This window comes from Halorubrum ezzemoulense (genome assembly GCF_004126515.1).
GTDB lineage: Archaea > Halobacteriota > Halobacteria > Halobacteriales > Haloferacaceae > Halorubrum > Halorubrum ezzemoulense.
The window spans coordinates 95262-121423 of the sequence record NZ_CP034940.1 but is presented as its reverse complement, the minus strand read 5'-3'; the positions used below and the strand labels follow the sequence as shown (position 1 = coordinate 121423).

Annotated in this window: 20 protein-coding genes and 3 tRNA genes; 8 read left to right on the top strand and 15 right to left on the bottom strand. The window is 68.9% G+C overall.

What is annotated here, in order from left to right; translation table 11 throughout:
• Positions 1-229 precede the first annotated feature (229 nt).
• The 6 genes from EO776_RS00555 to EO776_RS00530 are packed head-to-tail and all read right to left on the bottom strand — an operon-like array spanning position 230 to position 8414.
• The gene (locus EO776_RS00555; protein ID WP_049932204.1) at positions 230-649 is read right to left on the bottom strand and encodes a NusA-like transcription termination signal-binding factor; all 420 of its coding nucleotides are present in this window, start codon (positions 647-649) and stop codon (positions 230-232) included.
• The gene (rpoA2, locus tag EO776_RS00550; RefSeq protein ID WP_049932202.1) at positions 649-1863 is read right to left on the bottom strand and encodes a DNA-directed RNA polymerase subunit A''; all 1215 of its coding nucleotides are present in this window, start codon (positions 1861-1863) and stop codon (positions 649-651) included. The genes EO776_RS00555 and rpoA2 overlap by 1 nt, the downstream gene beginning before the upstream one ends.
• A complete protein-coding gene (locus EO776_RS00545) occupies positions 1856-4783 on the bottom strand; it encodes a DNA-directed RNA polymerase subunit A' (RefSeq protein WP_094520575.1) in 2928 nt (975 codons plus the stop codon). Before EO776_RS00545 ends, rpoA2 begins: the two co-directional genes overlap by 8 nt.
• A 6-nt stretch (positions 4784-4789) precedes the next feature.
• A complete protein-coding gene (gene rpoB / locus EO776_RS00540) occupies positions 4790-6619 on the bottom strand; it encodes a DNA-directed RNA polymerase subunit B (protein ID WP_004599095.1) in 1830 nt (609 codons plus the stop codon).
• 2 nt (positions 6620-6621) lie between these two features.
• Positions 6622-8187, bottom strand: a complete 1566-nt coding sequence (locus tag EO776_RS00535; protein ID WP_006111499.1) for a DNA-directed RNA polymerase subunit B'' — start codon at positions 8185-8187, stop codon at positions 6622-6624.
• Positions 8184-8414 carry a DNA-directed RNA polymerase subunit H gene (locus EO776_RS00530; RefSeq protein WP_004599097.1) on the bottom strand — a complete coding sequence of 77 codons (231 nt, stop codon included), beginning with the start codon at positions 8412-8414 and terminating at the stop codon, positions 8184-8186. The genes EO776_RS00535 and EO776_RS00530 overlap by 4 nt, the downstream gene beginning before the upstream one ends.
• Positions 8415-8653: 239 nt before the next feature.
• On the opposite strand from EO776_RS00530, the gene EO776_RS00525 reads away from it, so the two are divergent.
• Together EO776_RS00525 and EO776_RS00520 are read left to right on the top strand one after the other, a co-directional pair.
• Positions 8654-8726: transfer RNA gene (locus EO776_RS00525), tRNA-Asp, on the top strand.
• A gap of 30 nt (positions 8727-8756) precedes the next feature.
• Positions 8757-8829: transfer RNA gene (locus EO776_RS00520), tRNA-Asp, on the top strand.
• A gap of 212 nt (positions 8830-9041) precedes the next feature.
• Here the strand turns inward: EO776_RS00520 and EO776_RS00515 are convergent.
• The 3 genes from EO776_RS00515 to EO776_RS00505 form a co-directional block, all read right to left on the bottom strand.
• The gene (locus EO776_RS00515; RefSeq protein ID WP_094520576.1) at positions 9042-10046 is read right to left on the bottom strand and encodes a histone deacetylase family protein; all 1005 of its coding nucleotides are present in this window, start codon (positions 10044-10046) and stop codon (positions 9042-9044) included.
• On the bottom strand, positions 10047-10478 hold the full coding sequence (locus tag EO776_RS00510) for a histone family protein (protein WP_049932198.1): 432 nt from the start codon (positions 10476-10478) through the stop codon (positions 10047-10049).
• 89 nt (positions 10479-10567) lie between these two features.
• The gene (locus tag EO776_RS00505; protein WP_176455048.1) at positions 10568-12058 is read right to left on the bottom strand and encodes a single-stranded DNA binding protein; all 1491 of its coding nucleotides are present in this window, start codon (positions 12056-12058) and stop codon (positions 10568-10570) included.
• A gap of 246 nt (positions 12059-12304) precedes the next feature.
• On the opposite strand from EO776_RS00505, the gene EO776_RS00500 reads away from it, so the two are divergent.
• A tRNA-Arg gene (locus EO776_RS00500) sits at positions 12305-12377 on the top strand.
• Between the two features lie 336 nt (positions 12378-12713).
• Here the strand turns inward: EO776_RS00500 and EO776_RS00495 are convergent.
• Positions 12714-14549 carry a cation:proton antiporter domain-containing protein gene (locus EO776_RS00495; protein ID WP_094520578.1) on the bottom strand — a complete coding sequence of 612 codons (1836 nt, stop codon included), beginning with the start codon at positions 14547-14549 and terminating at the stop codon, positions 12714-12716.
• 489 nt (positions 14550-15038) lie between these two features.
• On the opposite strand from EO776_RS00495, the gene EO776_RS00490 reads away from it, so the two are divergent.
• Together EO776_RS00490 and EO776_RS00485 are read left to right on the top strand one after the other, a co-directional pair.
• Positions 15039-15287, top strand: coding sequence for a hypothetical protein (locus EO776_RS00490; RefSeq protein WP_241897935.1), 249 nt, complete (start codon positions 15039-15041; stop codon positions 15285-15287).
• 107 nt (positions 15288-15394) lie between these two features.
• The gene (locus tag EO776_RS00485) at positions 15395-16075 is read left to right on the top strand and encodes a hypothetical protein (RefSeq protein WP_099289059.1); all 681 of its coding nucleotides are present in this window, start codon (positions 15395-15397) and stop codon (positions 16073-16075) included.
• 38 nt (positions 16076-16113) lie between these two features.
• On the opposite strand, the gene azf is transcribed toward EO776_RS00485, so the two are convergent.
• The 4 genes from azf to EO776_RS00465 all read right to left on the bottom strand — a co-directional run bounded on the left by azf (position 16114) and on the right by EO776_RS00465 (position 20997).
• Positions 16114-17007, bottom strand: coding sequence for an NAD-dependent glucose-6-phosphate dehydrogenase Azf (gene azf / locus EO776_RS00480; RefSeq protein WP_049932190.1), 894 nt, complete (start codon positions 17005-17007; stop codon positions 16114-16116).
• A 120-nt stretch (positions 17008-17127) separates the two neighbouring features.
• Complete coding sequence (locus EO776_RS00475; RefSeq protein ID WP_049932189.1) at positions 17128-17478, bottom strand: cell division protein SepF; 351 nt, start codon at positions 17476-17478, stop codon at positions 17128-17130.
• Positions 17479-17547: 69 nt separating this feature from the next.
• Complete coding sequence (gene mutS, locus EO776_RS00470) at positions 17548-20358, bottom strand: DNA mismatch repair protein MutS (protein WP_100050423.1); 2811 nt, start codon at positions 20356-20358, stop codon at positions 17548-17550.
• Positions 20359-20442: 84 nt separating this feature from the next.
• Positions 20443-20997, bottom strand: coding sequence for a DUF7344 domain-containing protein (locus EO776_RS00465; protein ID WP_100050422.1), 555 nt, complete (start codon positions 20995-20997; stop codon positions 20443-20445).
• Positions 20998-21265: 268 nt separating this feature from the next.
• Here EO776_RS00465 and EO776_RS00460 point away from each other — a divergent pair, with 268 nt between their 5' ends.
• Entirely contained in the window at positions 21266-22162 is an 897-nt protein-coding gene (locus tag EO776_RS00460) for a hypothetical protein (protein WP_100050421.1), read from the top strand.
• Between the two features lie 86 nt (positions 22163-22248).
• On the opposite strand, the gene EO776_RS00455 is transcribed toward EO776_RS00460, so the two are convergent.
• Positions 22249-22779, bottom strand: a complete 531-nt coding sequence (locus EO776_RS00455; RefSeq protein WP_094519580.1) for a DUF7344 domain-containing protein — start codon at positions 22777-22779, stop codon at positions 22249-22251.
• Between the two features lie 395 nt (positions 22780-23174).
• Between EO776_RS00455 and EO776_RS00450 the strand changes: the two genes are divergently transcribed.
• Together EO776_RS00450 and EO776_RS00445 are read left to right on the top strand one after the other, a co-directional pair.
• Positions 23175-24662: a vWA domain-containing protein gene (locus tag EO776_RS00450; RefSeq protein WP_094519581.1), complete on the top strand. Its 1488-nt coding sequence runs from the start codon at positions 23175-23177 to the stop codon at positions 24660-24662.
• Between the two features lie 121 nt (positions 24663-24783).
• Complete coding sequence (locus EO776_RS00445) at positions 24784-26109, top strand: choice-of-anchor W domain-containing protein (RefSeq protein ID WP_094519582.1); 1326 nt, start codon at positions 24784-24786, stop codon at positions 26107-26109.
• Positions 26110-26162 lie beyond the last annotated feature (53 nt).

Genomic DNA, 26162 nt, shown 5'->3' with positions numbered 1-26162 from the left:
GCGTCGTCTTTCGCCGCCGCGAAACGCCCTCAGATTCCCCGAGCGGTACCTCTCGACGGATCTGAGGGCGTTTCGCGGCGGAACGACGGGCGCAAAACAACGTTGAGGCGATAAGCCGCCGAGAGACGCGTTCGTTCTCCGGTCAAAGCCGGCGGAAGAGTGCGCGGGTTCGGGCGCCCTCGGCGCGCGAACCGGGGGACCCGGGACGACCGGCGGAGCGTCGCTCCCCTCAGGTCAGCTGTACGTCGTCGACGTCGTAGTGACGCTCGGCGAGCCGGCGGGCGGTCTCGATGTTCGCACCCTCCGCGCCGATGGCGACGCCGCGGTCCGCCTCCGGAACCTCGACGTACGCCACGCGGTCGTTCTGCTCCGAGATGGTGACCGCGTTGACGGCCGCCGGCGCGAGCGTGCTCGCGACGAACGCCTCGGCGGTGTCGGCGTCCTCGACTAGTTCGATCGACTTGTCGAGCCGCCGCTCCGCCTCCGTGACGGTCTCGCCGGCCTGCCCGATCGCGGCCGCCATCTCGCCCGCGGGTACCACGAACACGAGCCGGTCGCCCTCCACGAGGCAGTCGGTCGGCGTGACGCCGGTCAGCTCGTCGAACCGACCGATGTAGCGCCGCGCCTCGTCGGAGAGCTCGACGCGCATTAGTCGTCGCTCACGACGCGCGACCCCATCCGGAGGTCGACGTCGCCGGTCCCCATCGAGATGGGCTTGCCAGCGATGACGTTCTCGATGACCCCGTCGAGGTCGTCGTACTCGCCGTGGATCGCGGCGTCGAGCAGGTGGTTCACCGTCACCTCGAACGCCGCGCGCGCGAGCACCGAGTCCTTGTTGCCGGAGATGCCGTGCCGGCCGATGGACTCGATCTCGCCGTTGTTCGTCATGATGTCGGCGACGAGCATGAGGTGGCGGACGTTCACGTCGTCGAGCCCCTGCTCTTCGAGCGTGTTCTTCGTCTCGTCGATGATCGTCTCGCGGGCCGCCTCGACGCCGAGGTTGCGGTAGATCTCGTGGATGTTGTTACACGTCGTCCGCGAGGCGTCGACGCCCTCGATGTCGAGGGTGTCGCCGAACGCCGACCCCTCGGTGTAGAGGACGAACTCCTCGTCGCCGTCGATCTCCTCTTTGCGGATGACGACGCGCTCGATCTCTTCGATCCCCTTGAAGACGATCTCCCGGAGCCGCTCGACGAGTTGGAGCAGCTCGCGGTAGCTCGGCTCGTTGGGGCCGAACTCGATCACGGTGCCGGCCTGCCGGGCGTCGACGCCTAACGCGTCCTCGATCGTCTCGGCGATGATCCCCGCGATCTCCGTCGGGTCGGAGTGGGTGGGCCACCGCTCCAAGAGGGTGTCGTCGTTTAAGTCGATCCGGACCAGCATGTCCGCGACGTTGGTCGATACGTCGCCGAGCGCGAGGATGCGCGTCGCCTCGATCGACCAGACGACCTCGTGGGCCTTCTCGCGGTCCGTCGCGTACTCCCCGTCGAGGTGGACCGTCATCATCGGCGTGTCCGGCGTCTTCCGGGCGTCCACCAGCTCGATGAGTCGGGGGAGCCCCTGCGTGACGTCGATTTCTGCGACGCCAGCGTAGTGAAAAGTATTCATTGTCATCTGAGTACCGGGTTCACCAATCGATTGGGCAGAAACAGTGCCCACAGGGTCCAAGGGATCAACCCGCGTCTGCTCGTAGCGGTTCTCGACGCCCTCGGCGATGTCGGTCGCCTGCTCGATGGTGACCTCGCCGGCCTCCTCGGCCTTCCGGTCTATCGCCTCGTACACCTTCGTCCTGAGTCGGCGGGGGAGCTCGGTCGCCTCCACGACCGCCTCCATGTCGTCGGTGACGTTGTCGTACTCAGTCATCGGACTCCACCCCCGGCCCGCCGGCCTTGTTGAGCCCCGGCCCGGCGTGCTCCGAGAGGTTCGTCGGCGGCTCGCGCTCGCCGAGGAACCGCTCCTTCTCCTCGTCGGAGGCGAACTCCGCGTCGACCACGCGGTCAACGATCCCCTCGACGTCGATGCCGTCCTCCTCGCCGGAGGAGACCTTCACGGGCGAGGTGCCGTCCTCGCCGAACTCGAACTGGACGATCCGGCCCGAGGTGTCCCGGACCGTGCCGTCGTACTGCGCCTCCAGCTCGGAGAGCGCGTTGATGAGCCGACGCTGGAGGTAACCGGACTTGGAGGTCCGGACCGCCGTGTCGACGAGCCCCTCGCGGCCGCCCATCGCGTGGAAGAAGAACTCCTGCGGGGTGAGCCCGCCGCGGTAGGAGTTTTCCACGAAGCCGTGCGCCTCAGAGGAGAGGTCGTTCGGTCGGTAGTGCGAGAGCGTCCGGTCCTCGTAGCCGCGGTTGATCCGCTCGCCGCGGACCGCCTGCTGGCCGACCGACCCGGCCATCTGCGTCAGGTTCAGCATCGAACCGCGGGCGCCCGAGCGCGCCATCACGACCGCCGGGTTGTCGTCGCCGAAGTGCTGGTCGGCGATCTCCCCGGCCGAGTCGCGGGCCTTCCCGAGCGTCTGCATGATCTTCATCTCGAGCGTCTCGTCGACGCCGCGGCCCGGCAGCGACTCCAGCTCGTCGGCCTCGTACGTCGCGATGAGCTCCTGAACGCGGTCGTAGGCGCTCTCGATCGCTTCGTCGACCTGCTCTTCGGCCTCCGGCGGGATCGACTCGTCGTCGATCCCGATCGAGAACCCGAAGTTCATGATCGCGCGCATCGCCAGCGACGCGATCTCGTTGATGAACACGCGGGCGCGGGTCTCGCCGTACTCCTTCGTGAGCATGTCGACGACCTCGCCGCCGAACGCGCCGACCGCGTCCTCGTCGATGGTCCCCTCTATCAGCTGTCCGTCCTCGATGACGACGCTGTCGCCGGCCGAGGAGGTAAAGGAGAGGTCGAGGTCGTCCGGGAGCAGCTCCGAGAACAGCGTCCGGCCGGTCCAGAACTCGCGGCCGTCGTCGTCGACGCCGTCCGCCTCGGGCAGTTCGTCCACGCGCGTGGCGCGGAGCAGGTCCAGCGCCTGCGTCTCCGTGAACTCGGGGTTCGAGTGGGTGAGCAGGTAGGTGCCGGAGATGTGGTCCTGGATCGCGCCGATGATGTTCCCGCCGAACCGGGGCGAGAGGATCTGCTCTTGGACGCGCATGAGGACGCGGGCCTCGGCGCGGGCCTCCTCGTTTTGGAGCGCGTGCATGTTCATCTCGTCGCCGTCGAAGTCGGCGTTGTACGGCGGGCAGACGACAGTGTTGAGCCGGAACGTCTTGTACGGCATCACCACGACCTCGTGGGCCATGATGGACATCCGGTGGAGCGACGGCTGTCGGTTGAAGATCACGATGTCGCCGTCCACGAGGTGGCGGTTCACCTCCCAGTCGGCCTCGACCTTCTCGGCGAGCTCCTCGCAGTTCTTCTCGGTCACCTTCAGCCGGCGGCCGTCGGGACGGCGCACGTAGTTCGCGCCGGGGTGGGCCTCGGGCCCGTTGCGTACGTACTGCCGCGCCTCCTCGACGTTGCGCTCGGTGACGTTGAGCGTCTGGGTCATCTCCTTGGCGACCCGGTCCGGAACGCCGACCTCGTTCAGCGAGAGGGTCGGGTCCGGCGAGATGACGGTCCGGGCGGAGAAGTTGACGCGCTTCCCGGAGAGCGAGCCGCGGAAGCGGCCCTCCTTCCCTTTCAGCCGCTGACTGAGGGTCTTGAGGGGACGGCCGGAGCGGTGTCGCGCCGGCGGTGTCCCGCTGATCTCGTTGTCGACGAAGGTTGTGACGTGGTACTGGAGCAGCTCCCAGAGGTCCTCGATGATCAGCTGCGGGGCGCCGGCCTCGCGGTTCTCCATGAACCGCTGGTTGATCCGAATGATGTCGACCAGCTTGTGGGTGAGGTCGTCCTCGGAGCGCTGGCCGTTGTCGAGCGTGATCGAGGGACGAGTGGTCACCGGCGGGACCGGGAGCACCGTCAGGATCATCCACTCGGGGCGGGAGTGCTCGGAGTCGATGCCGAGGACCTCGAGGTCCTCGTCCGGGATGTCCTCGAACCAGTCGCGGATGTCCGAGGGCATCAGCTTGTTCATGTCCTCCTCAGTGAGGTCGACGTCCAGCGCCTTCTCGATGGCGCGGCGGTCCTCCTTGCGCGGGCGGAACTCGCCGGCCATGATCTCGTTGATCCGGTCGACGGCGATGTCCGTCTTCTCGGCGAGCTCCTGCGGCGAGGTGCCCGGGTCGTCCTCCTCCTCATCGGGCTGCATCGCGGCCGCGATTCGCTCGGAGTAGTCTCCGGAGAGCACGTCCTGAACCTCGTAGTAGGTGGTCGGCTTCTCGTGTTTGATGTCCGCCTGCGGCTCGCCGCAGAACGGACACGTCGACGCCTTGCGGGCCTGCCGGACGGCGGCCTTCAGCACGTCGTGTTCGTCGTCGCCGAGCTCCTTCGCCCGCTCGTAGCGGTCGCGGAACTCGTCGCGCTGGGCGTCGTCCAAGGCGAGCCGACCGCACTCGCGGCACGTCGAGCGCAGCAGCCGCCGGATGAGCTTCGTGAAGCCCACGTGGATGACCGGCGCGGCCAGCTCGATGTGGCCGAAGTGGCCGTTACAGGAGCCGGAGTGGGAGCCGCAGGTCCGGCACTCCAGGCCGGGGTCGATGACCCCCAGTCGCGGGTCCATCAGCCCCATGTCGATCGGATAGCCGTCGTCGTCGTACGTGTCGGCCGTGATCACCTTCGTCGCGGACATGTCCCGGTACGTCTCCGGGTCCATGAGGCCGAAGTCGATCCCGCCGAGCACTTTCGGTGTTTGCATTGACATCTAAATCGCGTCCTCCAGTTCGAGTTTCGGTCGGATGCCGAGGGCGATCATCTCGTCGAGCAGCAGCTTGAACGCGTAGCTGACCTCCAGCTCGTGGATGTCGTCCTCGTCGCCCGTGACCGGGTCGTACACGCGGCGCTGCTCGCGGTCCTCGACGGCGACGAGCCCGGTCTCCGCTGAGACGTGGACCGTTTCGGCGTCAGAGGACTCCAGCAGCCGCTCGTTGAGCACCATCGACGCGCCGTGGCCGATGATCGTGTCGCGCTCCATCTCCCCGACGCGCAGCCCGCCCTCGCGGGCGCGCCCCTCGGTCGGCTGGCGCGTGAGCACCTGGACCGGCCCGCGCGAGCGGGCGTGGAGCTTGTTCGACACCATGTGGTACAGCTTGTGGTAGAAGATCGTCCCGACGAAGATCTCGGCGTCGATCTTCTCGCCGGTGACGCCGGAGTACATGACCTCCTTGCCGGAGGACTCGAAGCCGTACTCCTCCAGCTGACCGCGGAGCTCCTCCTCGTCTTCCCCCTGGAACGGCGTCCCGTCGACGCGCGAGCCGCGGAGCGAGCCGACCTTCCCGCCGAGCATCTCCAGCACGTGGCCGACCGTCATCCGCGACGGCAGCGCGTGCGGATTCATCACGAGGTCCGGGACGACCCCCTCCTCGGTGAACGGCATGTCCTCCTGGGGCGCGAGGTGGCCGACGACGCCCTTCTGTCCGTGTCGGGACGCGAACTTGTCGCCCAGTTCGGGGACGCGCTGGTCGCGCACCTTCACCTTCGAGAGCTTGGAGCCGTCCTCGCCTTCCATCAGCGTCACCGTGTCGACGACGCCCGATTCGCCCGAGCGCATCGTCACGGAGGTCTCGCGGCGCTTCTGCGGTGAGAGCCCGCCCATGTCGTCCGGCTCTTCGAGGAAGCGCGGCGGACTGGTCTTCCCGAGCAGGACGGACGACTCGTCGACCTTCGTCTCGGGGTTGACGAGGCCGTCCTCGTCGAGGTGGGTGTACGCGTCCTCGCCGCGCGCGCCGCGAACGTCCTGGTCCGGAATCTCGAAGCGGTCCTCCTGGCCGCCGGGGTACCGGCGCTCCTCGCCCTCGTAGGTCCGGAAGAAGTGCGATCGGGTGAGCGCGCGGTCGACGGAGCCCTGGTTCATCACCAGCGCGTCCTCGATGTTGAAGCCCTCGTAGGACATCACGGCGACGACGAAGTTCTGCGCCGCCGGCCGCTTGTCGAAGCTGATCTGGTCGGACGTCTGCGTCTTCACCATCGCCAGCTGCGGGTAGTGTAGGAGGTGCTGACGCGTGTCCGGCCGGATGCGGTAGTTGGCCGAGGGGAGCCCGAGCGACTGCTTCATCATCCCCGCGCCCATGGTGATCCGCGGGCTCGCGTTGTGCTCGGGGTACGGGATCATCCCCGCGCCGATGCCGAAGACGAGCTGCGGGTCGATCTCGAGGTGCGTGTGGTCCTCGGTCACGTCCTCCTCGTCGACCGCGACGAGGATGTCCTCCTCCTCCTCCGCGTCGATGAACTCGACGTAGCCGCGCTCGACGAGGTCCTCGAACTCGACGTCGCCGCGTTCGAGGGCCTCGATCTCCTCGTCGCCGAGGAGCGGCTCGCCGTTCTCGACGACGATGAGCGGGCGTCGCGCCCGCCCCGCGTCGGCGTTGACGATGACCTCGCGGGTCCGGTCTTTCACCGAGACGTTCACCATCTCCGAGACGTCGCCGCGGCGGCGCGCCTCGCGTATCTGTTCGGCGAGCTCGTCCGGGTTCTCGTGGGTGCCGACGAGGCTCCCGTTGACGTACACCTTCGCTTCGCGTTCTGCTTGTGCCATGATCAGTCGTCCGCCGTCTGTCGTTCGACGCCCTCGATGCCGGGGATCCCCTCGACACCCATCGACGCCAGTTCTCGTTTCAGCCCCTGTTCGTCCTCAACCGTCTGCGAGAGCTCCATCGCCTGCGCGAAGTTCTTCACGAGCCCGCAGTTCGGCCCCTCCGGCGTCTCGGAGGGACAGATGCGACCCCACTGGGTCGCGTGGAGGTCCCGCGCCTCGAAGTGCGGCTGCGACCGCGACAGCGGCGAGCGCAGGCGCCGCAGGTGCGAGAGCACGCCCATGTAGTCGGTCCGGTCGACGAGCTGGGAGACGCCCGAGCGGCCGCCGACCCAGTTCCCCGTCGCGATCGGGTGTTCGAGGCGCTCGGTCAGCACGTCGGAGCGGACCACCGTGTTGACGGTGAGCTGCCGGTTCCGCATGTTCGCGCGCTCCAGCTGGTACTTCACGTCGCGCGCCAGCTTGTTGAGAGCGGTCCGGAACAGGTCGCGCATCAGGTCGCCGGAGACCTTCAGGCGCTTGTTCGCGTAGTGGTCCTTGTCGTCGGCCTCGCGGCGGTCGAGAGCGAGCTCGAAGCACGCCTCGGCCATCCGGCAGAGGTAGTACGCCTTGTTGATCCGCACGTCCTCCTCGTCGACGCCCTCCTCGTGGAGGTGCGGGAGGAGGTAGCGGTCGATGACGTAGTTCGCCCGCTTGAGCTGGTAGTTCTTCCCCTGACCGCTCGCGACGCGCTCGCCGAGGGTCTCGATTGCCTCCTCGGTCGTCTGGACCGAGGCCTCCTCTAAGTTCTCCAGCATGAACTTCACGATCTCGGGGTCGTCCGAGACGCGGTGGACGATCTCCTCGTCGGATTCGAGCCCGAGCGCGCGGACGAGCGTCACGAAGTCGATGGATCCGGAGACGGAGGGGAACGACACTTCGAGCAGCCCCTCGCGGTTGCGTTCACAGAGCACTAAGGCGCGGTAGCCCCGGCGCTGGGAGAACGTCTTCGCGACCTGGATCTCGTCGCCGTACTTCGAGTCGTACTCGGCGAGGATCTTGTTCGGCGCCAGGTCCTCCGAGGTCATCAGCACGCGTTCGGAGCCGTTGACGATGAAGTAGCCGCCGGGGTCGACGGGGTCCTCGCCGATGTCGATGAGCTCCTCGTCGGAGAAGCCCGCCATGTTACACTTGTCCGAGCCGACCATGATCGGCATCCGACCGACCTTCGTCTCGGTCGTGTCGACGACCTGCTCCGGTTCGTCCTCGCCGCCGCGGACGATGGACATCTCCATGAACACGGGCGCCGAGTAGGTGATGTTGCGGAGGCGCGCCTCCTGGGGATAGAGCAGCTCCTCGGAGCCGTCGGCCTCGCGGACGCGCGGGGTGACCATCCGCACGTCGCCGAGCTCGACGTAGACGGGCTCCTGGCCCTCCTTGTCGCCGATGTCCGTCTCGATCGTCTCCTTCTCGTCGACGACTTCCTGCATGCCGCGGTCCAGGAAGTTGTTGAACGAGCGGAAGTGGTGTTCGGCGAGCCGTTCGTCGGAGAAGTATTCGCGTGAAACCACGCGTCGGTCTTGCCTGTTCATGAGACGACCAGTCGATACACGACTGCCTCGTCGGTCGTGCGGGAGTCGCGGACGATCTTCACCACGTCCCCGACCTCGGCCTCGTCGGGGAGCGCGGGATCCGTGCGTTTGATCTTCGGTAAGTTCGTTTTCTTCACGTCGTACTCCGCCAGGACCTCTTCGACCTCCTCGGGGTCGTCGAGGAGGACGTGGTCCGGGACGAGTTCGTGTTGGCTTACGTCTACCATGGGTGCTGGTGGTGGGGAGAAGCTATCACGAGATACTACAGGTAGGTATATGCGCCAGCGTCATAAGACTTACCAAGCGCCGCCGCGCGCGGCTCACGGGTCGCGGGGCGTTCGACACTCCCACACACGCGAGGTTGACACAAAAGGATATCGGAGGCAACCCCCCTGTCACCGGACCCCATCCTCGTCGGCGATGACAAGCCTTATTTGCCAGACAGGGATACGAACTGGTACGACAAGCCCGGATGGTGTAGTGGCCCATCATACGACCCTGTCACGGTCGTGACGCGGGTTCAAATCCCGCTCCGGGCGTCCCCGGTTTCGGGGCGCTGTCGCTTGGTTGCCCGGATGGTGTAGTGGCCCATCATACGACCCTGTCACGGTCGTGACGCGGGTTCAAATCCCGCTCCGGGCGTTTCTGCTGTCGCAATTGCGAGCGAGGAGCGGTAGCGACGAGCGAGTACCGCGACAGCAGAAACCGTCGAAGGGATTTGAGTCAGGGAGTGAAGCGAGCGTAGCGAGCGGAACGACCGGGGTTCAAATCCCGCTCCGGGCGTTTCTGTCGACGCCGACTACGAGCGAGGAGCGATAGCGACGAGCGAGTCCGGCGTCGACCCATCTTCCGGGCTACAGGTCCAGTTCCGCCCGCAGGTCGTCGACGAGGGACTCGGTCTTCGCGTCCGGGTCCTCGTCGGTGTCGACCGGGGGGCGCCCGTCGTACGTCTCGTGGACCATCGAGACCCCCTCGGCGAGCGTGTCGAGGCCGTATCCGCCCTCCAGCACGTACGCGTGGGCGGCGCCGGCGTCATCGGCGAGCGTCCGGATCCGGTCGGTCAACAGCGCGTACCCCTCCGAGGAGACGCGCATCCGCGAGATGGGGTCGTGGCGGTGCGCGTCGAACCCCGCCGAGACGATCAGCAGGTCGGGGTCGAACCGATCGATCGCAGGCCCGATCCCCTCGTCGACGGCGTAGAGGTAGTCGGCGTCGCCGGCACCGGCCGCCAGCGGGAGGTTCACGGTCGTCCCGTCGCCGTCTCCCTCGCCGGTCTCGTCGAGGTCCCCCGTGTCCGGGTAGAGGCCGTCCTCGTGGATCGACGCGTAGAGGACGTCGCCGCGGTCGTAGAAGATGTCCTGCGTGCCGTTCCCGTGGTGCACGTCCCAGTCGAAGATCGCGACGCGGTCAGCGAGGTCCTCGTCAAGGGCGGTCTGGGCCGCGACGGCGGCGTTGTTGAAGAAGCAGAACCCCATCGCGTCGTCGGTGACGGCGTGGTGGCCCGGCGGGCGGCCGATCGCGAACGGGGTCTGCCGCGCGGTCGAGCCGTCGAGCGCCGCGCGGGCGGCCCACTGGGCGAGCCCGGCCGAGGTGAGCGCCGCGTCCCACGTCCCGTCGCTGGCAACGGTGTCGGGGTCCCAGCTGCCGCCGCCGTCTGCGACGAACGACTCCAGTTCGTCGACGTAATCGGGGTCGTGAACGGCCGAGACGGCCGCCTTCGCCGCGGGATCGGCCTCGACGTACTCGACGCCGTGCCGCTTCGCGAGACCGCGGCGGATCGCGCGGAGTCGGTCCGGGTTCTCCGGGTGTCGCTCGCCGGTGTCGTGGTCGAGACACCGCTCGCTGTAGCCAAACTGCATCTACTCGAACAACGCGAAGTACGTCTCGATGTCCTCGGCCTGTACGGTCCGTCGGTCCGCGTGCCGGGCCAGCGTCGCGGCCGCGCTCGCGACGTTGTCGGCGTAGTCTTCCAAAATGTCGGCCAGCGCGACGCGCGCGTCGACGCCGACCCGATAGCGGTCGTCGATCCGGAGTCGAGCGATCCGGTCGATGGGCGCGACCGGGAGCGTGAGATCCTCCCGGCCGACGACCTGCTCGACGCCGAAGTCCGCGGCCATCAGCGTCTTCCGGCCGTCCGCGGTCGCCTGCTCGGCCGCGTCGACGGCGAGCTCGGCGCCGTGCGATTGGATCCGTCGCGCGAGCTCCTCGGCGGCGTCCGCGCTGACGCGGAGTTCCCCCGCGTTCCGCCGGATGATCCCGTCGACCGGCGCGAACGGTAACTCGACACTCATACACACAGTCGCGTCCGTGTGTCGTATAACGCTTTCCGTTACCCGCTTTGCCGCCGGATCCGGACGGGCCGCCGCGGCGGTCGGGCGCGTCAGAAGACGTCGTCGGCGTCGATGGTCCCGTCGCGCTCCGGGCCGCGGACGGTTATCTCCTCGCCGAGCCGGAGGCTCGCGTCGGTGTCGACCGATTTCGTCTGCTGTCCGTCGTCGAGCACGACCGGGTCCCCGGTCTGGACGACCGTGCCGGTGAACTCGACGGCGCCGTCCGATCGCTCCGCCGCCGCGGTCGCCGCGCCGCCGCTCGCACCGCTCCCTTCCTCGTCGCCGGCCTCACCGGCGACGGCCTCGGCCGCCGCCTTCTTTCCGTCATCGGAGAAGGCACCGAGGCCGGTTTCGTTCGACCCGCCGCCGTCTCCGTCGCCCCCGGTGCTTCCGGCCCCGGACGCGCCGCCCGCGACGCCGGCCGCCGCGTCGCTCCCCTCGTCGAGGACGGAGACGGTCGAGCGCCAGTTCGCGGACGCCTCGAGGTCGTCCTGCCAGCCGTCCTGGATCTCGACGTCGGTGAAGACGACCCGGTCGGCCAGTTCGATCTCGCGGTCGGCCTTGTCGCCCCACAGCGCGACGCGGACCTCGCCGGTCTCGTCTTTGATCCGGACGTTGCGGACCTGTCCCTCGCTGCCGTCGTCGCGGTCGAACGTCCGCTTCGGGTCGGTCTCGATGACGCCGCCCCCGATGTCGACGGTCTGGCCGATCTCGAGGTCGGCGATGTCGGTGGTCTCCGGGACGTACTCGACGTCCTCGTCGACGCGCTCGACCGTGCCGCGGTCGCCGACGTGGAGCTCCAGGTCGCCGTCGCGCTCGCGGACGTAGCCGTCGCCGACCTCGACGACCTCGCCCGCCGCGAACTCCTCGGCGAGGTCGGCCTTCCCGTCCCAGAGCGTGACGCGCACGCGCCCCGTCTCGTCGCCGAGCGTGAGGTTGGCGACGCGTCCCTCGCTGCCGTCGTCGCGGTCGAACGTCCGGATCGAGTCGGTGTCTAACACCTGCCCCACGAGGTCCACGTCGGACGCCCCGAGCGTCAGGTCCTCGACGCGGTAGGTGTCGAGCACTTGGACGTCGACCTCGGCGTCCTCGTCCGGCTCGACCTTGTCCGCGCTCACTTCGAGGCCGCTGTACCCCTCCTTGGGACGGCCCATGACGCGGAGGACCTGCCCGACTTCGAGCTCCTCCTCGGCCGCCGCGGCCATGTCGTCCCACAGTGCGACCCGGACGGAGCCGGAGGCGTCGGCGACATCGACGTTACACACGCGACCCTCCTCCGCGTCCTCGTCGTCGCGCTCGAAGGTCCGGATCTCGCCGATGGCTGTCACCTTGCCGAGGAACTTCACTTCGTTCATCCCCGGTTCGATGTCGGCGATGGTGTCGGCCTCCTCGTCGCGCAGTTCGTGTGCGATGAGCATCGCGGCGGTCTCCTCGTCCGCGAGCCCGCCCATCTGCTCGACCTTGTCCTCGACGGCGGCCTCGAACTCCTCGAACTCGACGTCGGTGTCGAGGTCCTCGTACACCTCCTCTATGGCGCCCATACTCGTCCCTCCGTGGTCGACGGGTTCGCGCATAAGCGTTGCCGTTGGCCGGGGGTCGCGCCGGACACCCCCCGGTCGGCACGGGGACCGGAGCGGGTCGCGGTCGCGGCTCGAAAGCGTCTCATGGGCGTTCATGGGTCCCGTCGATACAAAAGGTGTTCATCCGGCACGGGGAGTATGCGGACCGCAGGCACGCGGCCGCCGGACCGTAACCGTCTTAAGTTCCACCGCGATACGTAGAGATGAGTCCTGGTAGGGTAGTGGACTATCCTCTTGGCTTGCGGAGCCAGGGACCGGAGTTCAAATCTCCGTCAGGACGTTTTCGGACAAACCAAACGGCGAGCGTAGCGAGCCGTGCGTGTGTCCGAAAACTCCGCGAAGATTTGAGCAGGAAAGTCGCAGCGGCCGAGCGAAGCGAGGCCGAACGGCTTTCCGAGTTCAAATCTCCGTCAGGACGCTCACTTTGCGGCTGCCTCACTTCGTTCGGCAGCGGCTGCGTTCGGTCCCGACGTGCCCGACGCTTGTTTCACTCGCGTCGGACTCCGTCGAGACGTTTCGGCCACACCAAACGACGGGCGCAGTGGAGAGTATGTCGCCCCCGCGACTGGGGCTCAGAACCGGTCACCCTCACTCCACGGGCGATCTGACCGAGCTGTTAATCGTGCGGGTGGAACCGCTCCATCGCTCGGCGGACCCCGTCGGTGGCGCCGATGAACGTCACGCTGTCGCCCATTTCGAGGACGCTGTCGGCCGAGGGAACGCGGTTCTCGCCGTCGCGGCTGATCACGGCGACGAAGGTGTCGTCCGGGATCCGCGCGTTGAGGTCGCGGATGCTCTTCCCCGCCAATTCGCGAGAGGTCACCTCAACCTCCTGAACGTCGTGGCTGTCGCCGAGCTCGTTCATCCAGTGGGTGAGCGCGGGGCGTTCTATCTCGTCGTCGATGGCCGCCGCGGTCGCCGTCGTGGCGTCGATGCCGGTGACGCCGATGCTGTCGAAGGCGTCGACGTTGTCCGGGTCGTTCACCCGTGAGTAGACGGACTCAACGTCGAACTTGGTGATGGCGAGCTGGCACGCGAGGAGATTGATGTCGTCGTCGGCCGTCGTCGTGATGAACCGCTTCGCGTCGTCGATGTCGGCGGCGCGAAGCGCCTCCGTGTCACTGCCGTCCCCCTCGTAGACGGTGAACCCCTCTGCGCGCGCCCGTTCGGCGACGTCCGGGTCCGTCTCGACGACGACGACGTACTCGCCCCTGTTCTCCAGTCGCGTGGCGAGCGCCTGACCGACCCGGCCCCCGCCGATGATTATCGTGCGCATTGGTGACACTCCGAGAAACTCTCCGATCTGCCGCGCGAACCCCGCCTCGACGAGGACCGTCGCGAAGATGACCGCGAACACCGTGCCGACGAGCAGTTCGCCGGCGGCGATGCTGCCAGCGAGCTCCAACTCGATGGCGAACAGCGTCGCCACGCTCGCCGGGATGATCCCCCGCGGCCCGACGGTCGCGATGAACAGGCGCTCCGGGCGGGTGAACCGCTCGACGCCGAACGTCGCGAGGAACGCACCGAGGGGTCGCAAGACGAGCATGATGACGGCGACGATCGCGATCACGCCGACCCCGAGGCCGGCGATCGCCTCGACGTCGATCAGCGCGGCGAGCGAGATGAAGACGAAGGATAAGACGATCGTGGTGGTGTTCTCCGCGAACGTCTCTATCTCCTCGCGGTTGTCGATCCCGAGGTTCCCGAGGAGGGTCCCGCTCGTCGCCGCCGCCGCGATGCCCGCCTCCGCGGCGACGGCCTCGGCGGCCGCGAACGAGCCGATCGCGGCCGACAGCACGAGGAACTGCGACGCCTGTACGTCGCGTTCGGGGACGATGTCGCTGTCCAGTAACAGGTAGATGATCCCCGTGGCGAGCAGCCCCGCGGCGACCCCGACGCCGAACCGCTGGAGGAACGAGAGCACCGTCGCGGGGACGCCGAGGTCATCGAGCAGCAGCGTCTCGAAGATGACGACCGCGACGATCGCGGCCGTCACGTCGTTGACGATCCCCTCCGTCTCCAGCGCGGTCGCGACGTGGTCCCGCACCCGGACCACGTTGAGGATCGGCGTGATGACGGTCGGGCCGGTCGCCACCAGCAGCGCGCCGATCAGCAGCGCGATCTCCCACGTGCCGTCCGTGAACGCGCGGACCGCCGCCGCGGTGCCGAGGAACATCACGACCGCGCTGATCGTCACCAGCCGGAGCGACACCGTCGACGCGCGGCGGATCCGGTCGATCCGGAGCGCGAACGCCCCCTCGAAGACGATGATCGCGACACTGAGTCCGACGATGATCTCCAGCCCCTCACCGAACGTCTCCAGCGTGACGAGGCCGAGCAGCTCGGGTCCGAGCACCACGCCGATTGCGAGGTAGAAGATGACGCTCGGCACCCGGAGCCGGTGAGCGAGCAGCTGGACCGCGAGCCCCGAGACGAGAATCACCGCGATCACTGGGAGTAGACTACTGGACACGTCGATCGACAGTACGACCCCCCACGTGGTTAGTGTACTGGTGGATCCGCCGACGCCGAGCGGAGTGGCGGAGACCGGCCACGACATTGGTTTCCACACACGGGAAACTATTAATCCGGTTCCGTCACACGGTGAACGTACGCCCGGTCGGTCCCCACCGCCGGGTCGAATCCATGACCGTCCGCGACCCCATTCCGACGTTCGCCCCCCGCTGGAGCGTCCGGAAACGGGTCCGCGGGCCGGTCGCCGCTCTCCTCGGTGCCGTCGCCGCGTGACCCCGACGCGGGGGCGGCCCGCTCGCTGCCGACGCGAGCGACCGCTTCTACCGGACTGCTCTCGACACCGATCCGTCGCCCTCCGACCGCGCGGTGCGGTCTCCGGCGGCCGAACTGACGCCGACCGCGAGGCGCACGCCTCGCACCACACCCCAATCCGACGATGACAGCAGATCGACCCCCCTCCAGACGCATGGTTCGCCCCGACCTGTACGCGTGCCCGCACCCGACCGAGTCCCTCCCGTCGCTCGGCGCGACGATCGCCTTGGCGGCGCTGCCGGCCGTGGTGGTCGGGGTCCTCGCGTTTCCGATCGCGGCCGCGGTCGCGCTGGCGGCCCTCGCCGGCGCGGTCGTCGGCGCGGCGCTCCACCGACGGTATCCGAGCGCGGTCGGCCGGACGCTCCGCCTCCCGGCCGACGACGCGAGCATCCGAGAGACCTGACCGACCCCACTGACGCACGAACCCTCCGCCTCCCGCTGACGCTCCGCCCTCCCCCGAGCCGTTCGCGGAACTCGACATTTATCACTCGCCGCCACCGACCGCGACGCGTGAGCGACCGCGACTCGGAGGCACGGAGCGACCGCGGGGACGCCGTCCATCGCGATCGCGTCGTCGCCGGCGCCGCGCTGTTCAACGAGGGGCATCCCCTCGCGGCGCGTCACGTCTGGGAAGCGGCGGGGGCGTCGATCGATGACGGCGGCGGGGAAGACGCAGAGCGACCGGAGGACGCCGAGCGACTGCTTCGGGGGCTGACCGCGACCGCGACGGCGACGCACCGCGCGACCGACGGCGACGAGCCGGGCGCTTCCGAGCGCGCGGCGGACGCCGTCACGGCGCTGACGGCGGACTCCGACTCGCTGGGGGTCGCGATGGCCCCCGTCCGGGAGTGGGCTGAGCGGCTCGCCGAGGCGCCAGAGGCGACGGGGCCGGCGACGCCGCCGCGGATCCGCGTCGACGGCGAGACGCCGACGTTCGGCGATCTGTCGCTCGGGGCGGTGGGTCTCGCGGTGCCGGCGCTCGCGGCGACGGGCGAGCCGGGCGACGCGGCGACGCTCGCGACCGCGGCCGAGTTCGCGTCCGCGGAGCGCGGGACCGGGCGGACCAAGTTCGCCGAACTGCTGCTCGCGTACCTGCGGACGCCGGACGCGCGGCCGCAGGTGGCCGCGCGACTGGGCGACCACGTGGAGCGAGAAGAGCGGAAGCGGCGGGACGTGGAGGACCTGTTCTAGCGGCGCGGTCCGGCGCGAGGGCGGCCGGCGGCGGCCGCTCAGGCGTCGTCGCTCGGCGCGTCCGGGTCAGCCGGGAAGTTGGGCTCAGCGGGCGCGTCGGCGGCGTCCGCGCCGGCGGCGTAGCGGCCGCCGTTCGTCTCGGTGTCGCGGTCCGGCTTGGGTTCGCCCTCGAAGGTATAGTCGCCCGAGTTGTCCGCGGGGTCGTAGCCCAGCGCCTCGCGGGCTCGCTCGATGGAGTAGTAGCGCCGGTCGTTGTCCGAGATGCCGTACACGACCTCGTAGCCGTACGTCGCCCGGAGACAGCGGTCGAACAGGTGCGCGCAGTCGCGGTGCGAGAGCCACATCGCCTGCCCCCGCTCGTACTCGCGGGGCGGGTGGTCCTTGGTGAGGTTCCCGATGCGGACGCAGACGACGCTCATGTCGAACTCGTCGTGGTAGAAGCGGCCGAGCGACTCGCCGGCCGCCTTCGAGACGCCGTAGAGGTTGCCGGGGCGCGGGAGTTCGCTCCCGTCGAGCCGGTACTCGTCTTCGGGGCGGTACAGGTCGGGCGTCCGCTCGTCGGTCTCGTAGCCGCCGACGGCGTGGTTCGAGGAGGCGAACGCGAACTTCTCGACGCCGGCCTCGGCGGCGGCGCGCATCACGACCTGCGTCCCGTCGATGTTGTTCCGGAGGACGGAGTCCCACGGCGCCGTCTTCCGCGGGTCGCCGGCGAGGTGGATCACCGCGCCGACGTCGGCGATCGCCTCGCGGACGGCGCGCTCGTCGGTGATGTCGGCGACGTACCGGTCGGCGTCGGTGACCCCGTCGGGCACCTTCGCCGCCGGGAGCGGCTCGCGGTCGAGGAGCCGCCAGTCGTAGTCGTCGCCGATACCGCGGAGGATGGCCTGTCCCACCCGTCCGCCGGCGCCCGTCAGCAGTACCGGCTCGTCCATTCGACTCTACGTGGGCGGGAGAACGGCATATATGACACGGTTCGACCGGTACGCCCGAATGCCGGCCGCGAGGCCGGGGTCACGAGAGGAAAACGGGGACGAGCGGTCGGGAGGGCGCGCCTATAGCTTCTGCCGCGAGACCTTGACGCCGGTGGGGGTGACGATGATCTGGTCGTCGCCCTTCTGGACGATGTCGCCGTCGACCTCCTGGACGACCTGCCGGAGCTCGTCGTAGACGTGTTCTATCGTCCGGTCCGACGTGGAGTGGCGGGTGATGTCGGCGATGACGAAGTCGCCGTCGTACACCGCGTCCTTGATCGGGATGACGTCGCTCTGGTCGGCGATCTCCGCGAAGTGTACCTGCGTGTCCGTTTCCGCGTGCGCGTCGGCGAAGTCGTCCGCGTCGAGTTCGACGTAGTCGTCGACGGAGCGGCTCCCACCCCCGCCGAGGATCTTGCTCATGATGCCCATACACACCACACGACGAGGTCGGACATTAGTTCTTACGTCAGACGCACCCCCCGGCGAGCGGACGCGGCCTCAGTCGAGTCGCTCCTGCCACTCTTGGACCTGCGAGAGCAGCTCCACCGGGGGCGTCTCCGCGACGTCGACGTCGCTCAGCTCCTCGATCACGGCGCGGGTCTCGGCGTCGAGCCGCTCGGCCGCCTCGGCGTCGGATCCGGTCGCTGCGGTCTTCGCAGCGCCGCCGGAGCCGCCGGATTCGACCGACGTGTCCGCGGAATTGCCTCCGTTCCGACGCGCGTTCGAGGGCTGGGCGTCCGCTCCCGTTTCCCCGTCGGCGTCGGACGCGTCCGAGAACGACCCGGACGAGAGGTCGAACACGACCTGCTGGGTGCCGCCTTCGCCGTCGCCGCCGGCGCCCCTGCGGCTCCCGTTTCTCCCGGTCCGCGAGCCGCGGGCCTCGATCGCCTTCTCCTCGCGGAGCCGGTCGAGGACCTCGTCCGAGCGGGAGACGACGGGGTCCGGGACGCCGGCGAGGTCGGCGACGTGGACGCCGTACGAGCGGTTGGTCGGGCCGTCCCGGACGGTGCGGAGGAACGTCACCTCGCCGTCGCGCTCGTCGACGGCGACGTGGACGTTCTCGACGCGCGGAAGGTGGTCGGCGAGCGTCGTCAGCTCGTGGTAGTGGGTGGCGAAAAGGGTGCGCGCGCGGACCTCGTTGTGGAGGTACTCGGTCGCGGCCCACGCGATGGAGATGCCGTCGTAGGTGGCGGTGCCGCGGCCGACCTCGTCGAGGATGACCAGCGAGTCCTCGGTGGCCGAGTGGAGGATGTTCGACAGCTCCTGCATCTCCACCATGAACGTCGATCGACCCTGCGCCAGCTCGTCGAGCGCGCCGACGCGCGTGTAGATGCCGTCGACGAGCCCCACCTCGGCGGCTCGCGCGGGGACGAACGAGCCCGCCTGCGCGAGCAGCTGGATCAGCGCAGCCTGCCGCATGTACGTCGACTTGCCGCTCATGTTCGGGCCAGTGACGATGAGGAAGCCGCGGTCGGCGTCGAGCCGCAGGTCGTTCGGGACGAAGTCGGTCGTCCCCTCGACGACGGGGTGGCGGCCGGCCTCCACGTCGAGCCGGCGCTCCGTCGTCAGCTCCGGGCGCGTCCAGTCGCGACGCGCGGCATGGGTCGCAAGCGAGGCGAGCGCGTCGAGTTCGGCGACGGCGCGCCCGGCGTCCTGAAGCAGTTCCGCGCGCTCGGCGACGCGCTCGCGGAGCTCCTCGAACAGCTCGTACTCCAGCTCGCCGCGGGCCTCCTCCAGGCGGAGGACCTCCCGCTCCTTCTCCGCGAGCTCGTCGGTGACGAACCGCTTCGAGTTCTTCAGCGTCTTGATCTCGCGGTAGTGCTCGGGCACCTGATCGGCGACCGACTTGCCGACCTGAATGTAGTAGCCGTCCGTCTTGTTGCGGTCGACGGTGACGTGGCTGAGCCCGTGCTCTCGCTTCTCGCGCTCCGCGAGCCCGTCGAGCCACGAGTTCACGCCCTCGTGGCGGTCGATCAGGTCGTCGAGTTCGTCGTCGTAGCCGCGCTTCAGGAGTCCGCCGCTCGTCTTCGCCTTGGGCGGATCCTCGGCGAGGGCGTCGGCGAGCTCTTCCCGGAGCGCGGCCGCGCGGTCGCGGTCGACCCTACCGAGCACGGCGGCCGCGGGTGAGTCGGCGAGGGCGGTGTCGTCGAGCGCGTCCGCGAGGGCGGGCAGCAGCGCGAGCGTGTCGCGGATCGAGAGCAGTTCGCGCGCGCCCGCGCTCCCGCTCGTCGTGCGCGCCGCGAGCCGTTCGAGGTCGTACGCGTCGCCGAGCACCTCGCGGAGCCGGTCGCGCGCGAGCGCCGCGGACGCCAGCGCCTCGACCGCGTCGAGCCGGTCGTCGAGCGTCTCGCGGTCACGTCGCGGCCGGGTGAGCCACTCGCGGAGTAGCCGCCCGCCGGCGGCCGTGAGTGTGTGGTCCACCGTGTCGAACAGCGAGCCGTCGGCGTCGCCCCGCATCGTCTCCGTGATCTCGAGGTTGCGCTGCGTGGTCGCGTCCACGTCGACGCGGTCGTCCGCGCCGTACGCCGTCAGGCGCGTCATCGAGGCGAGCACGCCCGCCCCCGTCTCCTCGACGTACGAGAGGACCGCGCCCGCGGCGCGGACGGCGAGCGTCGAGTCGAGCCCGACGCTGTCGGTCGTCTCGCGGCCGAACTGCTCGCGCACCGCGTGTTCCGCGCGCCCGGCCGCGAACGCCTCCGCGTCGAAGGCGGTGACGCGCCCCGAGAGGTCCTCGCGGACCGCGCTGAGGAGGCCGTCGTCGTTGCGGACCCGCGGCCCGGGCAGCACCTCGGCCGGGTCGAACCGGTAGAGTTCGGCGCGCAGGTCGCCGCCGTCGTCGACCGTCGTGGCCAAGAATCGTCCCGTGGTCACGTCGGCGAACGCGAGCCCGTAGGGGCCGTCGGCATCGGCGTCCGCGGTCGCGCCGGTCGCGCCCTCCTCCCGCACCACGGCCGCGAGGTAGCGCGCGTCGTCGTCGCTCGTCTCCAACACCGTGCCCGGCGTGACGACGCGGACGATCTCGCGGGCGTGGTCGCCGTCCTCGGTCTCGTACTGGTCGGCGACCGCGACCCGGTAGCCGCGCTCGACCAAGGCGTTCACGTACGGCGTCAGCTCCGAGAGGGGCACGCCCGCCATCGGGTACGACGAGCCGTGGGAGGACTTCTGCGAGATCGACAGATCGAGCTCGTCGGCGACCAGCTCGGCGTCGTCAGCGAAGAACTCGTAGAAGTCGCCGCACTGCATCGCGAGGACGTCCGCGTCCGTCTCCGCCTTGAGATCGAGGAACTCCCCGACGATCCCCGTTGCCATATGTCCGTACTCCCGCCGTGCGCGGCTAAAACCCTGCGGGTGTCAGCGCGATCGTTCCGGTCGGGTCCGCGGGGAGAAGGGTCGTCACCCGAGCCGGTTCCGCTTCGTCGACGTCCGGTGGACGAGCCCGGACGCGCCGAACACGAGCGCGAAGAGCGCCGCGTACGCGTACCCGGAGACCGCGGCGAACGGGGCGGTCCCGGTCCACCCCGCCGTCGCCAGCAGTCCGCAGACGACCGCGAGCCCCGCGTAGTACTCGGCCCAGAGGATCTCGTTCTCCGAGACGATCTCCAGGTACACCTCCAGCTGTCGGCTCTCCTCGGTAAGCGACACCAGCCCCCGGTCCGACTCGTAGTCGATGAACCCGCTCGCGGCGAGCTTCGGCAGGTGCGACTGGTGGAGCGCGGTGTACACGCGCTTGCGCTGCTTGTACGTCACCGCCGGAATCTCGACGTCGTTCTCCCACGCGGCCAGCTGCTCGGCGATGTCCCTGACGCGCGCCTCTGTGCCGTTTGTTTTCAGGTACTTGATCACGTTGCGACGCCGCCGATTGCTCAGCGCGGTGAACACCTCGTCGCGCGAGGGGCCCTCACCGTCGGTGTCCGACGACGCCGCTTGCTTGGCGAGTTGTGGTGTCATAGCTCATACATGCCGAATGAGAGTACGGTTATCATGGGAGGATATATCACTTCGCATTGTACCCACTAGAGCCGGTCCCCGGAAGATTCGCCCGAACAGAAGCGTACACACTCGCCGTACTTCGGGCGTTCTTGACGTCTCCGACACAGTTCATCACATCGATACAAGTGGATTTGTCCGGCGCTGTAACGATGTTGTGGGCCGGAGAGCCCGCGTCGGACGCGGTAGGCGGCGCATACATAGGTCGGTGCGTCGCGTTCGGACCAGCATGAACGTGTCACGAGACTCGGTCGTCGGTCGCCTCCGGCAGCCCGCGCGCGCCGTCGTCGGTCGCCTCCGGCAGCCGGAGTACACCGGTGCGAACCGGTGTCTCCCCTGTACGGCCGTCAACGTCGGCATCGCGGCGGCCGGGGCGGGAGCGGTGGCCGCGGTGGGCGCGCCGCTACTCGGGGCGGTCGGGTTCGGCGGCGCGCTCGGAGCCATCTGGCTCCGCGGGTACCTCGTTCCCGGGACGCCGGAACTCACGAAGCGCTACCTCCCGGAGCGGGCGCTCGCGCTGTTCGGCAAGGCGCCCGGCAACGCCGAGCCCCGCGGGCTGGGCGTCGGTGAGGTAGACCCCGAAACGTACCTCCTCGACGCGGGCGTCCTCGTCGAGACGCCCGCAGGCGACGACTTCGCGTTCGCCCCCGACTTCGCCGCGTCGTGGCGGGCGGCGGCCGAGGACGGGGCGGGAGCGACGCCCGACGAGGGGAGACGGACCGACCGCGACGACCTCGCGGCGCTCGCGGCGCTCACCGGACTCGACCGGCACGAACTCTCAATCGACTGGCGGGGCGGCGCGGGGTTCGCGTACGCCGGCGAGGAGCGGATCGGTCACTGGGAGTCGCGGCCGGCGTTCCGGGCCGACGCCGCGGCCGACCGCGTGCTGACGGGGCTCGACGGCGACTGGGCGGATCGCCCGCTCGCCGAGCGGAGCGCGGTCCTCGGCGCCCTCCGGCTGTTCGTCGCGGAGTGTCCGTCGTGCGCCGGGGACGTGGCGCTCGAAGAGCGCGTCGTCGAGTCCTGCTGTTCCAGCTACGACGTGGTCGCCGGTCGCTGTGCGGGCTGTGACGCGCGGGTGTTCGAACTGCGACTGCCGGCGTCGCTCGCGGCCGCGAGCGAGTAGGAAGCCGAGGGAGGTCGGACGAGTCGAGAGGAATGGACGGTCAGTTTTCGGGGAGTGGGTTTCCGGGAAGTCGCGTCGGAGAGGCCTCAGTGTAGCCGCAGCTGTCGCAATACCGAGAAGCGGTTGACCCACAGCTGGGCGGCGCTGGCGGCGGCGAAGGCGCCGAGCGCGAGGCTGGTCCACAGCATGGGGTCGACCGCCGACACGAGCGGGACGTCGAGGAGCGCGGCGAGCACGACGAGCAGCGATCCCACCGCCAGCGCGCGGTACAGCTCCGACCACGTCGCGCCGCCGGGCGCGAGAATCTCCGTGTACAGGCGCACGTCGCGTGCGCGTCGAGAGAGTTCGAGCGTCTGCGACTCGCGGTCGTACGTTATCACGCCCGCCTCGGCCAGCTTCGGGAGGTGCGTCTGGACCAGCGACGTGTACACGCTCTCGCGACAGCGCTTCGGGGGCGGGGTCTCCCCCGTCTCGCGGCGCGCGACGAGCGTCGACAGCTCGTTGACCGAGACCGTCCCGCCGACGGAGCTGAGCTGTTCGATCGCGCGCCGTCGGCGCTCGTTCGCGAGGATGGCGTACACCTGTTCGGCCGGAAGCACGTCGTTTCGGAGTTTCATGGAGATGGGGGCCGGGCGGCCGCGCCCGGCGGCGCCCGAGTTCTGCTACTTCCTGCGTCTGACGGGGGTATATGTATGGGCTGGCTACCCGGGGGGACCGCCGATCGGGTGCGGGAGGTACGGGTCGCCTGCCGGGTTCGACCCGCCGAGTACGGTGTCCGTGCGGCGATCTGGGGTGTGGGTATGAATCGCATGCGGTCGCGATCCGCCACGGTAGGGGCGCCGGACCGCCCGTCGAACGCGACATTTGACCGGTGGCGTGAAGGCTTCTACCGGCTGGAATCGGTCGTTCGACGGTGACGTGGGAGCGCGTAACTAGGTGGGTGTCCCTCGGAGGGGAAAGTAACCGATTCGGTCAGCCCAGCGCGGACGGGGGGCGAGTCGGAGGAGACACCATGAGCAAAGACACAAACGACAAAATCGGACTCTCGCGGCGCAAGGTGCTCGCGGGCCTCGGCGCGGTCGGCGTCGCGTCCGCGGGCGCGGGACTCGGTACCACGGCGTACTTCAACGACACCGAGTCGTTCGACGGGAACACCCTCACCGCGGGCGAGCTGGACCTGAAGCTGGACTACAAGTCGACGTACCTCGGCGGCCCCGGGCGCCTAGACGACATCGAGGCGATGGGGTACCCTGACGTCGAGGACCTCGGCGACGGGCGCTACCTGCTCGACCAGACGCCCGCGCCCGGAGAGGGGCAGAGCTGGGAGGACTACGTGACCGGCGAGATCGACTTCTGTTCACCGGCGATGGACGAGTTCCTCGTCAACGGCGACGGGATCCCGGTGTTCACGCTCGACGACGTGAAGCCCGGCGACTCCGGCGAGGTGACGATCAGCCTCCACATCTGTGACAACCCCGCGTACGTCTACCTCGCGGGCGAGCTAACCCAGGCGGAGAACGGGCAGTCCGAGCCCGAGGCGGACGCGGACGACACGCCCGACCAGGGCGACCTCGCCGACGCCATCGAGGTCTGCGTCTGGTACGACGAGGACTGCGACAACGTGTACGAGCCCACGGGCACGGGCGAGCGGCAGGAGCTTGAGGTCGCCTTGGTCAGCGACACCTCCGGCTCGATGAGCGGCGCGAACCTCTCGGCGCTACAGGCGGCCGCAACGAGCTTCGTCGGTAACCTCTCGTCGCCGGACGAGGCCGCCGCGATCTCGTTCGCGAGCGGCGCGTCGCTGGACCAGAAGCTGACGACCACCTACCAAGACGTCATCAACGCGATCAACAACTACACCGCGTCCGGCAGCACGAACGTCGCGGGCGGGATCAACGTCGCACAGACCGAGCTCACGAGCGGCACGAACGCGACGCCCGGCGCCTCGAAGGTCATGATCGTCTTGACCGACGGCTTCGAGAACGTCGGCGACGCTCGGACGGCCGCCACCGCGGCCAAGAACGCCGGCACGCGTATCTTCGGGATCGGGCTCGGCAACAACGTCGACGCCAGCCTCGTCCAGGACATCTCGTCGTCGCCCGGCGACGCGTTCCTCGCGCCCGACCCGGCCGACCTCGACACGGTCTACGCCGAGATCGCGCAGATCGTCTTAGCGGGCGAACAGAAGATCCTCTCCGGCACGATGAGCGAGGTCTTCGCGGAGCTGGCCGACGGCGAGGCGCTCGACGGCAACCGGCAGGAGGAGGGTCGGCAGCCGTACCCCGGCGCGACCACCCAGTGCATCGGCTTCGAGTGGGCGCTCCCGGCGGATGTCGGCAACGAGATCCAGACCGACTCCGTGAGCTTCGATCTCGCCGTCTACGCCGAGCAGTCGCGGCACAACGACAACCCGCAGGTGGCGTTCAACAGGACCGACGTGAACAGCACCAGCCCCGGTCCCGCCCCCAACGGCACCGGTAACGTGAGCAATCCGAACTAGCTCCTCGGAGCGACGCGGCCCCGGACGACGAGACACGTCCGGTTCCCGGCTCGGCGCCTTCGGGCGGCCGACGCGGCGGTTCACGACCGCCGCCGGGAGTTCCCTTCGGGGATGATACACAATGAACGACGACAAAATCGGACTATCGCGGCGCAAGATGCTGGTCGGACTCGGTGCGGTCGGCGTGGCCTCCGCGGGCGCAGGCCTCGGCACCACGGCGTACTTCAACGACACCGAGACGTTCGAAGACAACACGCTGACGGCCGGCTCGCTCGACCTGCGCGTGCTGTACGAGGCCTCCTACGACAGCGACGGTGCGGTCGAGAACATGGCGGACAGCGCCATGGGTACGCAGGACGGCGACCCCGCCGGGATGTTCTACGATCTCGACGACGTGAAGCCCGGCGACTCCGGCGAGGTGAAGTTCTGCTTCGAGATCGTCGACAACCCCTCGTACATGTGGGCGTGCGGTGACCTCTCGCAGGCGGAGAACGGCATCAACGAACCCGAATCGGCCGTCGACAGCACGCCCGATCTCGGCGAACTCGGCGACTCGATTATGGCGAGTCTCGCCTACTGTGACGAGGACGGTGAACCCCTCGCGGACGGAGAGATCGTCTCCGGCTCGCTCGTCGATGTCATCGCGGCAATCTCCAACGGCGCGGCCCTCGACGGCGACGGGATGGCCGGCCTCGTTCCCGGCGAGCAGGCGGAGTACGCCGACGTGGTCGAGCCCGAGGAGGGCGAGGCGTTCATCACCGGCCCGTGCGTATGCCTCTCGTGGGAAATCCCGACGAGCGTCGGCAACGAGGTTCAGTCGGACTCGCTGACGATGGAGTTCGAGTTCCACGCGGTCCAGTCGCGCCACAACGACGGCACGGCGAACCCGTGTGAACCCTCTATCACGACTACGACCGGCGAGGGCTTCGCCAAGCAGCAGGAGTTCGCCACCGAACAGGAGACCTCGTTCGCTCGCGGCCGCTTCGGTGGTCAGAACACGTGGGAAGTCGCGGTCGGCCCCGACGTCGGGAGCGCCAGCACGGCCGACTACAGCTGGTCGTCCGGTAGCACGGTCCCGTTCAGCTACACCTACGACGGCAGCGCCAACGCCTCGTTCACCCTTGACGGCGTGAACGTGGCCAGCACGATTCCCGCCCCCAGCGGGAAGCTCGGCATCACGACGAAGGCCGACGAGGCAACCGTCGCCGTGACAGACCTCGGACTGGACCTAGACGGCACCCCGGTGTCGCTCAGCGGTCCCGACGCGATCTCCGCGTCGAACGACGACGACGGTTCCGACCGCGATGTCACCTACCTCGTGTTCGACACCGACGCCGCGGACGTCGCGAACGCATTCACCATCAGCGGTAACGTGACGGTCACGCTGCAGGGCGACTACGATCTGACAGCCGAGGAGGGAGTCGCCTTCGACATCAGCGTCGAATAAGACCGAAACGAGCGCGCGACTTCCGTCTGAAACGGGCGGGCGGAGCGTAGCGC